At 66.7% G+C, this 12,627-nt stretch carries 14 protein-coding genes; 5 read left to right on the forward strand and 9 right to left on the reverse strand.

What is annotated here, in order from left to right; genetic code table 11:
• Window positions 1-32 precede the first annotated feature (32 nt).
• On the reverse strand, window positions 33-773 hold the full coding sequence (locus AC3FOF_RS19595; protein WP_488727533.1) for an acetoacetate decarboxylase: 741 nt from the start codon (window positions 771-773) through the stop codon (window positions 33-35).
• 185 nt (window positions 774-958) lie between these two features.
• Entirely contained in the window at window positions 959-1,648 is a 690-nt protein-coding gene (gene pyrE / locus AC3FOF_RS19600) for an orotate phosphoribosyltransferase (protein WP_035819221.1), read from the reverse strand.
• 30 nt (window positions 1,649-1,678) lie between these two features.
• On the opposite strand from pyrE, the gene AC3FOF_RS19605 reads away from it, so the two are divergent.
• On the forward strand, window positions 1,679-2,455 hold the full coding sequence (locus AC3FOF_RS19605; protein ID WP_017231310.1) for an exodeoxyribonuclease III: 777 nt from the start codon (window positions 1,679-1,681) through the stop codon (window positions 2,453-2,455).
• A 26-nt stretch (window positions 2,456-2,481) separates the two neighbouring features.
• Here the strand turns inward: AC3FOF_RS19605 and AC3FOF_RS19610 are convergent, their stop codons facing one another.
• Both AC3FOF_RS19610 and AC3FOF_RS19615 read right to left on the reverse strand, forming a co-directional pair.
• On the reverse strand, window positions 2,482-2,883 hold the full coding sequence (locus tag AC3FOF_RS19610) for a type II toxin-antitoxin system MqsA family antitoxin (RefSeq protein ID WP_017231309.1): 402 nt from the start codon (window positions 2,881-2,883) through the stop codon (window positions 2,482-2,484).
• A complete protein-coding gene (locus AC3FOF_RS19615; protein WP_276266851.1) occupies window positions 2,880-3,182 on the reverse strand; it encodes a type II toxin-antitoxin system MqsR family toxin in 303 nt (100 codons plus the stop codon). Before AC3FOF_RS19615 ends, AC3FOF_RS19610 begins: the two co-directional genes overlap by 4 nt.
• A 146-nt stretch (window positions 3,183-3,328) precedes the next feature.
• Here AC3FOF_RS19615 and argC point away from each other — a divergent pair, with 146 nt between their 5' ends.
• The gene (gene argC / locus AC3FOF_RS19620) at window positions 3,329-4,276 is read left to right on the forward strand and encodes an N-acetyl-gamma-glutamyl-phosphate reductase (protein WP_017231307.1); all 948 of its coding nucleotides are present in this window, start codon (window positions 3,329-3,331) and stop codon (window positions 4,274-4,276) included.
• 96 nt (window positions 4,277-4,372) lie between these two features.
• On the opposite strand, the gene AC3FOF_RS19625 is transcribed toward argC, so the two are convergent.
• Entirely contained in the window at window positions 4,373-5,266 is an 894-nt protein-coding gene (locus AC3FOF_RS19625; protein ID WP_276266856.1) for a M48 family metallopeptidase, read from the reverse strand.
• 265 nt (window positions 5,267-5,531) lie between these two features.
• Here AC3FOF_RS19625 and AC3FOF_RS19630 point away from each other — a divergent pair, with 265 nt between their 5' ends.
• Window positions 5,532-6,788 carry a muropeptide transporter gene (locus tag AC3FOF_RS19630; protein ID WP_276266850.1) on the forward strand — a complete coding sequence of 419 codons (1,257 nt, stop codon included), beginning with the start codon at window positions 5,532-5,534 and terminating at the stop codon, window positions 6,786-6,788.
• 15 nt (window positions 6,789-6,803) lie between these two features.
• On the opposite strand, the gene AC3FOF_RS19635 is transcribed toward AC3FOF_RS19630, so the two are convergent.
• Complete coding sequence (locus tag AC3FOF_RS19635; protein ID WP_017231304.1) at window positions 6,804-7,637, reverse strand: thioesterase family protein; 834 nt, start codon at window positions 7,635-7,637, stop codon at window positions 6,804-6,806.
• 105 nt (window positions 7,638-7,742) lie between these two features.
• Window positions 7,743-8,594, reverse strand: a complete 852-nt coding sequence (locus AC3FOF_RS19640) for a DMT family transporter (RefSeq protein ID WP_276266855.1) — start codon at window positions 8,592-8,594, stop codon at window positions 7,743-7,745.
• Window positions 8,595-8,805: 211 nt separating this feature from the next.
• Between AC3FOF_RS19640 and AC3FOF_RS19645 the strand changes: the two genes are divergently transcribed.
• Window positions 8,806-9,732, forward strand: a complete 927-nt coding sequence (locus AC3FOF_RS19645) for a LysR family transcriptional regulator (protein ID WP_488727534.1) — start codon at window positions 8,806-8,808, stop codon at window positions 9,730-9,732.
• A gap of 40 nt (window positions 9,733-9,772) precedes the next feature.
• On the opposite strand, the gene metW is transcribed toward AC3FOF_RS19645, so the two are convergent.
• Together metW and metX are read right to left on the reverse strand one after the other, a co-directional pair.
• Complete coding sequence (metW, locus tag AC3FOF_RS19650; protein ID WP_017225260.1) at window positions 9,773-10,384, reverse strand: methionine biosynthesis protein MetW; 612 nt, start codon at window positions 10,382-10,384, stop codon at window positions 9,773-9,775.
• Window positions 10,381-11,553, reverse strand: coding sequence for a homoserine O-succinyltransferase MetX (gene metX, locus AC3FOF_RS19655; protein WP_035807871.1), 1,173 nt, complete (start codon window positions 11,551-11,553; stop codon window positions 10,381-10,383). Before metX ends, metW begins: the two co-directional genes overlap by 4 nt.
• A 335-nt stretch (window positions 11,554-11,888) precedes the next feature.
• Here metX and creB point away from each other — a divergent pair, with 335 nt between their 5' ends.
• Window positions 11,889-12,593, forward strand: coding sequence for a two-component system response regulator CreB (creB, locus tag AC3FOF_RS19660; RefSeq protein WP_276266847.1), 705 nt, complete (start codon window positions 11,889-11,891; stop codon window positions 12,591-12,593).
• The last annotated feature ends 34 nt before the right edge of the window (window positions 12,594-12,627 follow it).

The following is a 12,627-nucleotide window of genomic DNA, read 5'->3' on the forward strand; positions in this document are numbered from 1 at the left end:
AATGAGCGCGACCGATCGGAATCGGAGGCCGTTCAGGCCAGATAGTCGAACACCACCTCGCCCAGCGCGAGGGTGAGGTCGGCGACGTAATGCCTGGCGCCGAGCACTTCGAGCACCGGCAGGCTGGCCACCGGCGCCAGCGCATGGGGCGACAGCGATAGCGCGGCGGGACCGGTCCAGGCGCCTTTCATTTCCACGTCCTTGAGGAAGTAGCAGACCAGTTCGCAGATGCGCGTGCTGCCGTCCACGTGGGGAATGATCTTGAGCAGGTAGTTGGGCGTGGTGGCAAGCGCCAGGCCCAGCGCGTCCTTGTCCAGCTCGCGATGCTTGTACCCCATGGTGCCGGTGGCGATGCGCACCGGGCCGTAGTCGAGCGTGCCGACCAGGGTATCCGTATGGACGGCCAGCTGCGGCGAGGCGAGCTTCTTCGGAAAGCCCCATAGCTCGCGCCCGCCCGCCAGCGGCGGATGGTCGTCGAGGTACATGGCGTGGGTGTAGTTGCCGGGCTTGCCCTGGTAGGTGACGGGAATCACCTGGCCCGATTCGGTGTAGTCGCCGAAGCCGGTGGAGTCCGGCATGCGGATGAACTCGTAGTTGACCACCGCGTCGGCGATCTCCAGCGGTTCCGGCACCACCGCGCGCAGCAGCGCCGGATCGGTGCGGTAGGTGATGATGAAGAATTCCCGGTGGATGAAGCGGTATGGCCCCATCGGATAGGCCGGACTGGTGAGCGGCATGGCGAATGCCTGCTCGCGGATCGTCTTGATGTCCATCGCCAGCTAACCTCCTGAAGAGATGCTGCGCCGCCTTGCCGGACGGCAAGGCGAATCGCTGGCGGCCGGGGAAAGCCCGGTAGGCCGGCCAGCGAGATCAGTCAGACCGGCGATTTTCCTGCGCGGTTCCCGCTTTCTGCTGCATTGCGGTAAACCTTTGCAAGCGGCAGGCAACAGATCCCAGACTATACGCCGTAGCGCTGCCGATAGGCCGCCACCGCCTCGCGCGAGCCGCCCAGCGCGGGATCCTGGGATGCGTCCAGGTAAGCCAGCAGGTCCTTCAGGCTGGCGATCGAGATGACCGGCACGCCATATTCGCGCTGCACGTCCTGCACTGCGGAATGCGTGCCCACCTGGTCGGCGGTGCCGCTCTTTTCCATCCGGTCGAGCGCGATCAGCACGGCCGCGGGTTCCGCGCCCGCCGCGCGAATCATCTGCATCGACTCGCGCACCGAGGTACCGGCCGAGATCACATCGTCGACGATCACGACCTTGCCCTTGAGCCTGGCGCCCACCAGGGTGCCGCCTTCGCCGTGGTCCTTGGCTTCCTTGCGGTTGTAGGCGAAGCCCACGTCGCGCCCCAGGCCGGACAGCGCCACCGCCGTGGCGGACGCCAGCGTGATGCCCTTGTAGGCCGGCCCGAACAGCACGTCGAAGTCCAAACCGGAGGCGAGCAGGGTTTTCGCATAGAATTGCGCCACCTGGCCCAGCATCGCGCCCTGGTTGAACAGGCCCGCGTTGAAGAAGTAGGGCGACTTGCGGCCGGCCTTGGTCACGAATTCGCCGAAGGACAGCACGCCAGCGTCCAGCGCGAAGCGGATGAAGGTCTGGCTCAAGTCACCAGCGCCGGGCTGCGGTGTCGTCTGCTGCGTCATCATTTCTCTCTGATTTCAAAATTTCCCGAGATGTTACGGATTATCAGCGCCAACCTCAACGGCATCCGCTCCGCGGCCAAGAAAGGCTTTTTCGAATGGATGGGCAAGCAGGACGCCGACATGGTCTGCGTCCAGGAGCTCAAGGCGCAGGCCGCCGACATGACGGAAGCGTTCCTGGCGCCACATGGCTACCACGGCTACTTCCATTATGCGGAGAAAAAAGGCTACAGCGGTGTCGGCCTCTACACCCGGCACAAGCCGGAGCGCATCATCACCGGCTTCGGCGTCCCCGAGTTCGATAACGAGGGCCGTTATGTCGAAGTGCAATATCCGCATCTTGCCGTGATCTCGGTCTACGTGCCGTCGGGCTCCAGCGGCGAAGAACGCCAGCAGGCGAAATTCCGCTTCATGGAAGCCTTCCTGCCCCACCTGCTGCAGCTCAAGGCCAGCGGGCGCGAGATCGTGCTGTGCGGCGACGTCAATATCGCGCACAAGGAAATCGACATCAAGAACTGGAAGGGCAACCTGAAGAACTCGGGTTTCCTGCCGGAAGAGCGCAGCTGGATCGGCGAACTATTCGACCAGCACGGCTATGTGGACGTGTTCCGCAGGCTGGACCCCCGCCCCGAGCAATACACCTGGTGGAGCAACCGCGGCCAGGCTTATGCCAAGAACGTCGGGTGGCGCATCGATTACCACCTGACCACGGCGAAGATCGCGGAAACGGCGCGCGCCACCTCGATCTACAAGGACGAGAAGTTCAGCGACCACGCGCCGCTGTCGATCGACTACGACTTCCCGCTGTAGTGGAGTGGGTGCCGGGATGCGCCAGGCTACGCCGAACGCACCTCGTCCAGCAGCTCAGGGTGCCGCTCCAGCACCTTGAGCAGCTTGACCAGCGCCAGCGGCGGCCTGGTCTTGCCGGTCTCGTAGCGCGAGAAGGCATTGACGCCGCCGCCGAAGATCTCGGCGGCCTCGCGCTGGTCCAGGCTCAGCTTCTTGCGCACGGCGATGATGAAGGCCGGATCGACGATCGCGGCGTTGACCTGCTTTTGGAATGCCACTGCCGCTTCGCCGTACCGGTCCGCTTGATCCGGATCCAGCACGATTTCCCCGCATACCGGACAAAAGCCGCCCGAGACCGCGGGAACGATGACCGTTTCGCCCTTGTACGTATAAGGCACGTCGCGCGTGTCCTGCACCAGTTCCGCACCCCCGCATTCCGGACATTTCATGATTCCAGCTCCTTGAATGACACGACCAGCACGGCATCGGTGACCGTCAGTTTCAGATACAGTGCACCGGCGGCGGTCATCGGCCGGTAAACGTCCTGCCATACCTTGTGATCCGCGTAGGTCGTCATGCTCTTGTAAAAGTCGGCCGAAGTCAGCGAAGCAATGACGCCGATCACGTCGGCACTGTCGAATCCGAGCTTGCGACTGTAAACGGCAGCGGAGCTCGTCAGGCAAACTCGCCCTTCGATTGCCAAGGTCCTGACCACCGAGAGCCTACAGTGAGGTGTATGTTTCTCCATCAAATTTAACCTACTAGGTTATGAATGACAAGGGGATTTGCGCTGCACTGCGGCACGCTCCCTGCCACGTCCCGCCAACCTAGTTACAATGCTGGTTCCCGTCCGATTCCGGCATGGGACCTTTCGTATTTCCAAGTGAGTCCGCCATGGTTTTCAAAGTGTTCGTAGATGGTCAGGAAGGCACCACCGGTCTCCGGCTGCTCGACTATCTGTCCGGCCGTTCCGATGTGGAGCTGCTGCGTATCGCCGATGACAAGCGCAAGGATCCGGCCGAACGAGCACGCTTTCTGAATGCCGCCGACGTTGCTTTCCTGTGCCTGCCCGACGTTGCCTCGCGCGAGGCCGTGTCGCTGGTGACCAACCCCAACACCTGCGTGATCGACGCCAGTACGGCGTTCCGCACCACCGACAGCTGGGCCTACGGCCTGCCGGAACTGACCCGCGGCCAGCGCGAGAAGATCCGCACCAGCAAGCGCATCGCCGTGCCGGGCTGCCACGCCAGCGCCTTCGTGCTGGCCGTGCGTCCGCTGGTGGAAGCCGGCGTGATGCAGGCCGACTACCCGGTCTCGGCCTTCTCGCTGACCGGCTACAGCGGCGGCGGCAAGAAGATGATTGCCGAGTTCGAAGCCGGCGGTAACCCGAAGCTGGACAGCCCGCGCCCCTACTCGCTCGGCCTCGAGCACAAGCACCTGCCCGAGATGCGCGTGCAGACCGGGCTGGCGCAGGCGCCGATCTTCAACCCGATCGTCGGCAACTTCCTCAAGGGCCTGGCCGTGACGGTGCCGGTGTACCCGGATCGCCTGGCGCGCAAGGTCACGCCCGGGCAGATCGCCGATATCTACCGCAAGCACTACGAAGGCGAACAATTCGTGCGCGTGATGCCGGTGGGCGACGAAGCCAACCTGGACGGCGGCTTCTTCGACGTACAGGCCAGCAACGACACCAACCGCGTCGACCTGTTCGTGTTCGGTTCGGACGAACGCATCGTGCTGATGGCGCGTCTGGACAACCTGGGCAAGGGCGCTGCCGGCGCCGCGGTGCAATGCATGAACGTGCATGTGGGCGCGGACGAAGCGACCGGGCTGGCGATCTGATATCTGCAAGCCTACCGCGCCAGCGGCAAACGAAAAAAGCCGGCCATTGAGCCGGCTTTTTTTTTCGACGCGGCAAGGGCAACCCCGCCGCCGCCTTTACCGCTTCAGCGGCTTCTGCCGGTCGTCGTCGCCGCTATCCACCGGCGCGGCGCCCAGGTTGGCCATATTGGCCCGATAGGGCTGCAGCTTGGCGACGCTGGTATCGATGGCCCGCGCGTAAAGCGGCAGCACCTCGGGCATGTGCTTCTCGAGTTCGGCGATGCGGGTGCGGCCCGACGGGTGGGTGGAAAGGAACTCCGAGCCCGACTGCGCCGAGGCTTGCGATATCGCGCCCATCTTCTGCCACAGCGATACGGATGCGCGCGGGTCGTAGCCGGCGCGGGCCGCGATATCCATGCCGACCAGGTCGGCCTCGGTCTCGTCCGAGCGCGAGAAGCGCAGCGTGAGCAGTTGCGCCCCGGTGCCCAGGGCCATATTGCCCAGGTTGCCGAAGCCGAACAGCTGCGAAATCACGTTGGCGCCCAGATTGGTGATCTCGGACTTGGCGGCCCGCTCGCGCGCATGCTCCTGCAGCGCGTGGGCGATCTCGTGGCCCATTACCATGGCGACTTCATCGTCGGTCAGCTTGAGCTGGTCGAGCAGGCCGCTATAGAAGGCGATCTTGCCGCCCGGCATGCAAAAGGCATTGACCTGCCTGGAGTTGATCAGGTTGACCTCCCACTTCCATTGCTTCGCGCGTTCATTCCAGCGCGGGGTTTCCGGCAGGATGCGCTTGGCGATGGCGCGCAGGCGCAGCACCTGCGGATTGTTGTCGCCCAGCAGCGTGCGCTTGGACTGCGCCTCCTGCTTGAGCTGCTCGTACTCCTGCGAAGCCTGCTGCTCGATGACCTCGACCGGCACGATCTGGCGGACCGACGCCCCGCCGCGCTGCACGCGGATGCCGCCTTCGTCCTGGTCCGGGACCTGCTGCTGCGCCTGCGCCGCACCCATGCCCAGGGCGGCGGCCAGCGCCAGCGCGGCCAGCCGGCATGGCAACGTAATCCCGGTGCGCTGGTGGCGGCGCTGACAACGCTGGCGATCGGACATGGACAATTCCTTGGATGCTGTTTGCGGCAAGCAGGGGACGAAGAGGTCGCGTCAAAAAGATGCTGGCGCCGCGGCAGCGGCAACGCATCCCGCGAATCAGGTCGGGCGGGCACAAGCGGTAATGCAATAATACACGGCGCCTTGCCCCGCCCGATCGCCATCCTGATTCATGACCTTCCAAGACTATCTCGACATTTTCCGCAATCGCCGCATCGGCGCCATGCTCACGCTAGGCTTCGCTTCCGGGTTGCCGCTGGCGCTCACCTCCGGCACCTTGCAGGCATGGATGACGGTGGAAGGGCTGGATATCAAGACCATCGGTTTCTTCTCACTGGTGGGCCAGGCCTATATCTTCAAGTTCCTGTGGGCGCCGCTGATGGACCGCTACACGCCGCCGCTGCTGGGCCGGCGCCGTGGCTGGCTGCTGCTGACCCAGCTCGGCCTGGTGCTCGGCATCGCGGGCATGGCCTTCTGCCCGCCGCACGAGGCGCTGTGGACGCTGGCGGCGCTGGCCACGCTGGTGGCCTTCCTGTCGGCCTCCCAGGACATCGTGTTCGACGCCTACAGCACCGACGTACTGCGCGCGCCCGAGCGCGGGGTGGGGGCGGCGGTCAAGGTGTTGGGCTACCGGCTGGCGATGCTGGTGTCGGGCGGGCTGGCGCTGTGGCTGGCCGACCGCGTGATGGGCTGGCAGCAGATGTACATCCTGATGGCGGGCCTGATGGGCATCGGCATCTTCAGCCTGCTGTGGGTGCCGGAGGCGGAGTCTCCGGCGCGCACGCCGCGCTCCATGGAGGAGGCCATCCTTGGCCCGCTGCGCGACTTCTTCTCGCGCCCCGGCGCCTGGTGGCTGCTGCTGCTGATCGTGCTCTACAAGCTGGGCGATGCCTTTGCCGGCAGCCTGTCCACCACCTTCCTGATCCGCGGCGTGGGCTTCTCGGCCGGCGAGGTGGGGCTGGTCAACAAGACGCTGGGGCTGGCCGCCACCATCGTGGGCGCGCTGTTCGGCGGCACGCTGATGGTACGCCTGGGGCTGTACCGCTCGCTGATGCTGTTCGGCATCCTGCAGGCGGTGTCCAACCTGGGCTACTGGATCCTGGCGGTGACGCCGCAGCACCTGTGGACCATGGGCGCCACCATCGCAGTGGAAAACCTCTGCGGCGGCATGGGCACGGCGGCCTTCGTGGCGCTGCTGATGACGCTATGCAACCGCTCCTTCTCCGCCACGCAATATGCGCTGCTGTCGGCGCTGGCGTCGGTCGGGCGCGTCTACGTGGGGCCGAGTTCGGGCTATCTGGTGGAGGCGTTCGGCTGGCCGGCCTTCTACCTCAGCACGGTGGTGGTGGCGCTGCCCGGCGTGGTGCTGCTCTGGGCCATGCGCCACACCGTCCACCGCTACGAGGCGCAAGCCCGCGCCGCGGCCTGACGCCTGGCCGCGCGCCTACTGCTTGTAGTAGACGATCTGGTGCGAGGTCGCGAGCAGTTCGCCCCGCGGGCTCCAGATCTGCGCGCTCTGGTCGAAGAAGCCCTGGCGGAACACCTGGGCCTGGGCGCTGCCCAGCACATGGCTGCCGCCCAGCGCGGCCAGCGTGGGCGCGTCGGCATGGAAATACGTGGTCAGCGAGACCGTCCCGGCCGGCACGAAGCCGGCGCGCTTGAGGAAGATGCGCGGGTAAAACGTGTCGCACCATGCCGCCACCGCGGCAAAGTCCGGTGTCCGCGCCGGCGCGTCGCGCAGCCAGAACTGCGTCAGGCTGTCCGGGTTCTCGGTGCCCGCCTCGACATTCGGCTTGGCGCCGCGCACCGGCCGCAATTCATAGGCGTCCAGCCAGCGCACCGGCGCGAACCCCGCCATCGGCGCGATGTCGCTGGCGGGCGGCACCTGCGGAAACACGGCCTCGCCGCAGTCCCAGGTCTCGCGGCGCACCGCGAAGAAGGCGGTGGCGGTGGTCGCCACTTCGTCTCCCTGGCGCAGCTCGATGGACCAGTGCTGGGTGTTGCGGTTGGTGCGCACCGGACGCGCCTCGATCACGAACGGCCCTTCCACGATCGGGCCGGCAAAGTTGACGGTCAGCGCGGACGGATCGCCGAGCCGGGCCGGATGCTGCAGCACGGCCTGCAACAGCGTGGCCGCGGTGATGCCGCCGAACGGGCCGATCATGTTCCAGTAGGCCGGCGTGGTGCGGCCGTGGAACAGGTTGTCGCCTGCCGGCTCGAGCGCGAGCGCGTGATCGAAGGCATGGACGGACTGGCTGGCGGCGGGCGTGTTGGACATGATGGCTGAAGATCAAAAAAGTACGATCGTTCGATAATACGCCAAACCGCGACCATGCGCCGGGTGCGTCAACCGGGCACCACTTCCAATCCGGCGCAGTCCGTCTCAGCCCCTGGCCGCGCGCCCCCGCCGCAGCGGATTCCAGCCCAGCTGGTTGCCGATCACCGCCAGCAGGATCAGCGCCATGCCCGCCAGCTGCAGCGGCGTGAGCACCACGCCGAACACCAGTACGTCGATCACGATGGCCACCAGCGGGTAGACAAAGGACAGTGTGGCGATCGACAGCACGTTGAGGCGCTGGAAGGCGCCGTACAACAGCGTGTACATCACCCCGGTATGCACCAGGCCCAATGCCAGCAGCGCGCCCCAGGTGCGTGCGCCGAAGGTCGCGGCGGCCGGGTGCGCCAGGGGGAACAGCAACACCACCCCCATCGCCATCTGCAAACCCGCGATCTGCCCGGCCGGAATCCCCTTGAGGCGGCGCGTGGCCATGGTGGTGACGGCGTACAGCAAGGCCGCCAGCATCGCCAGCCCGACCCCGGACAGCATGCCGCCATCCGCCCCGCCATGCTCCAGCCCCGTGATCAGCACCACGCCGCCAAAGGCCAGCACCAGCCAGGCCAGCCGCCCGGGCGGGATGGCCTCGCGCTGGAACAGCGCCGCCAGCAGGAGCAGGAAGAAAGGCTGGGTGTGATAGACCACGGTGGACACCGAGATGCCGCTATAGGCATAGGCCGAAAACAGAGCCAGCCAGTTAAGGATCAGCGTGACGCCGCCGAGCGCCAGCCAGCCCCAGTCGCGAGCGCGCATGGGCCGCCAGCCCCGGCGCAGGGCCAGCGTGCCCAGCAGCGCCGCGCCGCCGAACAGGCAGCGGAAGAACACCACGTCGAGCGGCGGCTGCCCGCTGGTCACCACGAACCAGCCGATGGTGCCCGACAGGGCCATGGCGGCCACCATCCGCCACGCGCCGCCGCGCCGGGCGGGTTCGCTGGCCGGGGAGGCCGGGGTGCCGGCCTGCGCCGCGGCGGTACCTGCATTGATCGTCATGTCGTGTCTCCTGCACTGCTCACCGATGGACGTCATTGTTCCACCAATGCATCCAGATCAACAATCCATCCTCAGAGCAATTACTATTTGATCTCTGATCACGAATCCAGGAGACAGCGCCATGCCGGTCGCCCATCTGAATGCCATGGCGGTATTCGCCCGGGTGGTGGAATGCGGCAGCTTTTCGGCCGCCGCCCGCGAGCTCGGCATGACGCCTTCGGCGGTGAGCCGGCACGTGACGCGCCTGGAGGCGGCTATCGGCGGCAGCTTGCTGCAACGGACCACGCGCGCCTTCTCGCTGACCGAGCTGGGGCAGGCCGTGCATGCCGCCTGCGCGCGCATGGTGGCGGCCGCGCAAGAGGTGAACACCCTGGCCGGCGACCACGGCGGCACGCCGCATGGCTTGCTGCGGGTCAGCGCGCCGGTGGCATTCGGGCAGGCCTGGCTGGCGCCGCGGCTGCCGGTCCTGCTGGACCGCTTCCCGGCGCTGGAGCTGCAGCTGACGCTGGCCGACCGCATGGTGGACCTGGTGGAGGAAGGCATCGACGTGGCCATCCGCATCGCGCGCGAACTGGCGCCGGAGCTGGCGGCGCGCCCAATCCGCGCGGTGCGCTACCGGCTGGTGGCGTCGCCCGGCTGGCTGGCGCGGCATGGCACGCCGCCGGCGCCGGCGGCGCTGGCGGACCATCGCTGTCTGTATCTTGGCTACGGCGCCTTCGGCGAACGCTGGAGCCTGCGGCACCAAGGCGACGGGCAGGCCGTGACGCTGCGCATCCCGCCGCGGGCCACGCTGAACAACAGCGCGGCCATCGTCGCCATGGCGCAGGCCGGCGGCGGCATCGGGCTGGTGCCCGACTTCTCGGCCACCGCGGCGCTGGCGTCAGGCAGCCTGGTGACCGTGCTGGACGACTGGGAAATCCTGGAACCCTATGTGGGTACCGCGTTCGCGGTCTATACGCCGACCCGCCACCTTGCGCCCAAGGTGCGCGCCTTCGTCGATCACCTGGTGGCGCAGGCCGCGCTGGAAAACGGCACGGCAGGCGGCTGAGGGAAGCCGGCCGCCGGGCTGGCGGCGGCCGGCTTCCCGCTCAGGTGGAACAGACGCGGTACACCGCCAGGCTGCCGCGCCAGTTCACCCCCCAGTTGACGGTCACGCCTTCGTGCATCACCACGCGATCGAGGATGCGCAGCCCGACCTTGGGCGCCAATGCCTCGAAATCGCTGATGGTCAGCACGCGCACGTTGGGCGTGTCATACCACTGGTAAGGCAGCGACTCCGACACCGGCATGCGTCCGCGAAACACCGACAGCCGGTGCGGCAGGTAGCCGAAGTTGGGGAAGGACACGATGCATTCGCGCCCCACCCGCAGCGTGTCGCGCAGCACCTGCGCGGTGTTGTGGATGGTCTGCAGCGTCTGCGACAGGATCACGGTATCGAAGCTCTTGTCCTCGAACAGCGCCAGGCCGCCTTCCAGGTTCTGCTGGATCACGTGGACGCCCTTCTCCACGCAGGCCAGCACGCCCTCGTCGCGGATCTCGATGCCGTAGGCCTGCACGTCGAGCTCGTCCTGCAGCACGCGCAGCAGGCTGCCGTCGCCGCAGCCCAGGTCGAGCACGGTGGAGTTGGGTTCGATCCAGCGCGCGATGGCGCGGAAGTCGGGGCGCAGCGCCAGGATATTGGGGTTGGCCGCGGCATTCATGCGCCTATCTCCTCGGCGATGCGTTCGTAGTAGGCGCGCATCAGGTTGTGATAGCGCGGGTCGTCCAGCAGGAAGGCGTCGTGGCCATGGGGCGCGTCGATCTCGGCGTAGCTGACCGGTCGCTTGTTGTCGAGCAGCGCCTTGACCAGTTCGCGGCTGCGGTTGGGCGCGAAGCGCCAGTCGGTGGTGAAGCTGGCCACCAGGAAGCTGGCCTGCGTCTGCGCCACCGCGCGCGTGAGGTCGCCGCCGAAGGCCAGCGCCGGATCGAAGTAATCGAGTGCGCGCGTGATCAGCAGATAGGTATTGGCGTCGAAGTACTCGGCGAACTTGTCGCCCTGGTAGCGCAGGTAGCTCTCCACCTGGAACTCGACATCGAAGGAGAAGCGGATATCGTCGGTCTTGAGCTCGCGGCCGAATTTCTCCGCCATGTCCTCGTCGGACAGGTAGGTGATATGGCCGATCATGCGCGCCACGCGCAACCCGCGCTTGGGCTTCACGCCATGCGCGTAGTAGTTGCCGCCGTGGAAGTCCGGGTCCGACAGGATGGCGCTGCGCGCCACCTCGTTGAAGGCGATGTTCTGCGCCGACAGCTTGGGCGTGGAGGCCACCACGATGCAGTGGCGCAGCCGCTGCGGATACATCAGGCTCCAGGCCACCGCCTGCATGCCGCCAAGGCTGCCGCCCATCACCGCGGCGAACTGGCCGATTCCGAAGGCATCGGCCACGCGCGCCTGTGCATTGACCCAGTCCTCGACAGTGACCACCGGAAACAGCGCGCCGTACGGCTGGCCGGTGGCGGGGTTGGGGCTCATCGGCCCGGTCGAGCCGAAACAGGAGCCGAGGTTGTTGACGCCGATGACGAAAAAGCGGTTGGTATCGAGGGGCTTGCCGGGGCCGACCATATTGTCCCACCAGCCCACGTCGCGCAGGTCGTGCGCATACACGCCGGCCACGTGGTGCGAGGCATTGAGCGCATGGCACACCAGCACGGCATTGGAGCGCGCGGCGTTGAGCGTGCCGTAGGTCTCGACCATCAGGTCGTAGTCGGCGAGCGAGGTGCCGTTGCGCAGCTTCAACGGCTCGGAGAAATGCATGCGCTGCGGCGTGACGATGCCGACCGAATCGGTCGGCAGGTCCAGCACGGCAGGAGGCGGAGCTACGTCTGTCATGGAATCGGCCCGTCGGCGAACGGGCATAAAAAAACCCGACCGGCATTGCTTGGACGTTGCATGCACATGGCATGAACGACGGCGCAGCCAAATCGGGTTTTGCACGGGCCTTGATTCCCGCGTGTCGGTGCCTTGCGTGGCAGGGAACCGACCCACCTCTTTAGCCGCATTTATATTGGCTGCCGGATTCCCCCAGGACAATACTTCAGGGGTTACCATGCCGCCGCGCGCCCGCAAGCCAGTCATCAAATCGGCGCGACCCGCTTATTATAGAGCAAACAAGAGCGCCGGCGGCGGCGCATCGCTGCATAGCCAATCCGGAACCGAGCCCTGCCTTGACGAAACCACCCAATATCCTGGTCATCGAAGACGAATCCGCGATCGCGGACACCATCCTCTATGCGCTCTCGACCGACGGCATGGCGGTCGAGCATTGCGCGCTTGGCGGCGCCGCGCTGGAACGCCTGCGGGCGCAGGCGCCCGACCTGGTGATCCTCGACGTCGGCCTGCCCGACATCAACGGCTTCGAGGTCTGCCGCACGCTGCGCACCTTCTCCGATGTGCCGGTCATCTTCCTCACCGCGCGCAACGAGGAGATCGACCGCATCGTCGGGCTGGAGATCGGCGCCGACGACTACGTGGTCAAGCCCTTCTCGCCGCGCGAACTGGCCGCGCGCGTGCGCGTGATCCTGCGGCGCACCGGCTTGCGCGCCGCCCAGCCGCCGGCGGCGCAGGCACCCGCCGGCGCGCCGGCGCAAGGCTTCACGCTGGACGCGGACGGTGCGCGCCTGGCCTGGCGCGGGCAATGGCTGGACCTCACCCGCTACGAATACCGGCTGCTGGCGCTGCTGCTGCGCCAGCCCGGGCGCATCTATTCGCGCGCGCAGCTGATGGAGCTGGTCTGGCACGACGCCATCGACACCATCGACCGCACCGTCGACACCCACATCAAGACCGTGCGCGCCAAGCTGCGCGCGCTCGACCCCGACTGCGACCCGATCCGCACGCATCGCGGCATGGGCTACTCGCTCGAGCCCTGAACCCTTCCCTCCCGCACCGGACCTACGGCCACAC

The organism is Cupriavidus sp. 96C5-1 (assembly GCF_057798855.1).

Bases quoted from the DNA above. Each gene is read 5' to 3' on its own strand.
- AC3FOF_RS19595 (WP_488727533.1), bottom strand. From the start codon at position 773: ATGGACATCAAGACGATCCGCGAGCAGGCATTCGCCATGCCGCTCACC.
- pyrE (WP_035819221.1), bottom strand. From the start codon at position 1,648: ATGACGCAGCAGACGACACCGCAGCCCGGCGCTGGTGACTTGAGCCAG.
- AC3FOF_RS19605 (WP_017231310.1), top strand. From the start codon at position 1,679: ATGTTACGGATTATCAGCGCCAACCTCAACGGCATCCGCTCCGCGGCC.
- AC3FOF_RS19610 (WP_017231309.1), bottom strand. From the start codon at position 2,883: ATGAAATGTCCGGAATGCGGGGGTGCGGAACTGGTGCAGGACACGCGC.
- AC3FOF_RS19615 (WP_276266851.1), bottom strand. From the start codon at position 3,182: ATGGAGAAACATACACCTCACTGTAGGCTCTCGGTGGTCAGGACCTTG.
- argC (WP_017231307.1), top strand. From the start codon at position 3,329: ATGGTTTTCAAAGTGTTCGTAGATGGTCAGGAAGGCACCACCGGTCTC.
- AC3FOF_RS19625 (WP_276266856.1), bottom strand. From the start codon at position 5,266: ATGGGTGCGGCGCAGGCGCAGCAGCAGGTCCCGGACCAGGACGAAGGC.
- AC3FOF_RS19630 (WP_276266850.1), top strand. From the start codon at position 5,532: ATGACCTTCCAAGACTATCTCGACATTTTCCGCAATCGCCGCATCGGC.
- AC3FOF_RS19635 (WP_017231304.1), bottom strand. From the start codon at position 7,637: ATGTCCAACACGCCCGCCGCCAGCCAGTCCGTCCATGCCTTCGATCAC.
- AC3FOF_RS19640 (WP_276266855.1), bottom strand. From the start codon at position 8,594: ATGGTGGCCGCCATGGCCCTGTCGGGCACCATCGGCTGGTTCGTGGTG.
- AC3FOF_RS19645 (WP_488727534.1), top strand. From the start codon at position 8,806: ATGCCGGTCGCCCATCTGAATGCCATGGCGGTATTCGCCCGGGTGGTG.
- metW (WP_017225260.1), bottom strand. From the start codon at position 10,384: ATGAATGCCGCGGCCAACCCCAATATCCTGGCGCTGCGCCCCGACTTC.
- metX (WP_035807871.1), bottom strand. From the start codon at position 11,553: ATGACAGACGTAGCTCCGCCTCCTGCCGTGCTGGACCTGCCGACCGAT.